At 45.4% G+C, this 1,809-nt stretch carries 3 protein-coding genes and 1 pseudogene; 2 read left to right on the plus strand and 2 right to left on the minus strand.

Features of this window, described 5'->3' with window-relative positions:
• A partial coding sequence (locus L5M11_RS23620; RefSeq protein WP_263193436.1) for a hypothetical protein occupies window positions 1–394 on the plus strand: 394 nt, incomplete at its 5' end.
• A 246-nt stretch (window positions 395–640) separates the two neighbouring features.
• On the opposite strand, the gene L5M11_RS23625 is transcribed toward L5M11_RS23620, so the two are convergent.
• Window positions 641–1,021 (minus strand): DUF952 domain-containing protein, encoded by a 381-nt coding sequence (locus L5M11_RS23625; RefSeq protein WP_263193438.1) that lies wholly within the window; start codon window positions 1,019–1,021, stop codon window positions 641–643.
• A 24-nt stretch (window positions 1,022–1,045) separates the two neighbouring features.
• Between L5M11_RS23625 and L5M11_RS23630 the strand changes: the two are divergent.
• Window positions 1,046–1,588 (plus strand): annotated as a pseudogene (locus L5M11_RS23630) (transposase); the annotation flags it as partial.
• A 30-nt stretch (window positions 1,589–1,618) separates the two neighbouring features.
• Here L5M11_RS23630 and L5M11_RS23635 read toward each other — a convergent pair.
• On the minus strand, window positions 1,619–1,809 hold a 191-nt coding region (locus L5M11_RS23635), incomplete at its 5' end, for a transposase (RefSeq protein WP_263193192.1).

Consider the following 1,809-nt stretch of genomic DNA (forward strand, 5'->3'; position numbering starts at 1 on the left):
TCAGTCACCGTTTATTCGCGTATATCAACGAAAATCAAAAAGCCCTTGGGATGATCATAGTACCGTCTTGTTACTCGCTGACATTGACGAAAATGATAACGATCCTAGAGCCTTACAATTCACTCGATATATCTATCTTCATCGCGACATCAAAGGACAACACTTAGGCATTAGCATCAGTAAATCACTTCTTGAGGAACATGCTGAGTTTGATACTCAGTATTTAATGGGCTTAGAAATGATGATGCTATTGTTGATGTATAAAGATGATATTTCTGCCTTTTGCGAGTTGTTTACCGCGGAGTTTCAACAGATATTCGGGTTGCCCCCGATTCTCTATTTTGACGCCGCCGAACAATTCTGGGCTGAGCAGATTATTGAAGCCGAAGCTTAAGCTAGCATTCAGCAGTAATGCTAAGCGTTAGCCACTTACTTGCGAACCCGAAAGGGTTCGCTTTTCATACTGCCAAAAAGAAAAATGGATCGATAAAAACAGGGAGGTCGTTTATGAGAGATACATTAAATGCACCATAAGCATCAAGTTCTTCTTTGCTGATCCCGACATAGTCTGAAAAATAGATATTTACCCGATCCCTCTTTTTAATTTAGCGTCGCGCAGAGAGTGCGCTCCAACGCTTAGTTAGAATACAGACTCCTCAGACAGAGCTTTACCTATCCGAAACGAGACTACACTTTTGTCTTCTGGCCCTGAGTCTAACGCAAAAACTCGAACCACATTCTCAACTGGTACGCCCTCAATATAGAGATTTGGCCAGATACCCAAAGGCTCCTCAGTCCTCTCCTCCCATTTCAGATATTCCGCCACCCCAGAAACATCTATCTCAAGAACGACAGGCTCTTCCTCAACAGAAAACCATCGGTTCGCGACAAGCTCCACATCCTTCAATTCGTTCAGATGAACTCTGCCTCGCCGTTTATCTGCCTGGCATCGAGGGACACGCCCGCAACGCTCAGCCTCAACCCAATCTTCTTTAGGAACAACTCTATACAAATGATTCACATCAACGCTTCCTATCTGTTTTATAGCTACCACTCAGGCAAGCGGCAATGGCGCAAGTGTAAAACCCATTACTTATTTAACGCCTTTAATCTTGCCAAGGTGTGGCGAGCACGTTTACTGGCTTATCTGAGTGACACGCATCAACTCAACCTGCCACATCAATCCCACTTTAAATGGGTAGTCGATTGTCAGTTCGTGGGTAAAGGCGCACCTGCACTGCAATATCTGTCGCGCTTCCTTTATCGGGGCGTATTACCCGACAGCAGTATTTGTCGTCATGTCGATAATCAGGTGAGTTTTACCTATCAAGACAGTCAGACTCGCTGCCAACAAGTACGCAGCTTGCCCGCGGTTGAATTTTTGTGGTTGATATTACAACATGTGTTACCCAAAGGATTACGGCGAGTACGTGACTATGGCTTACTACGAGGGAATGCCAAAAAACTACGGCAACAAATCCAACTGATGCAGGCTGTCGCAGGAGCCACTTTCCCCGCATTACCAGAGGTCAAACGTGCCTTAGCCGTGCGCTATTGCCCTGTAAGCGTCCATTTTAGGACGTATTGACGCCTTATAGATTTCGGCCAAGCATCCTGGCTAGATGTCTTTCATGATCTGCACCAGTCCTGGTGGGATTTTCCACTGGCGGTTATCATCGCTGACCACCATCACTGATTTCTTGTTGATTTTGATAACCACCCCGAACACTTGGCCTTCTTTGGCCTTGAAGTGGACTTTTTGGCCTAAACGTAGCTGGCTTAGAACATTGATGTCGTTTTGCAAACGTA

Source organism: Shewanella sp. SM87 (assembly GCF_025653705.1).
Taxonomy (GTDB): domain Bacteria; phylum Pseudomonadota; class Gammaproteobacteria; order Enterobacterales; family Shewanellaceae; genus Shewanella; species Shewanella oncorhynchi.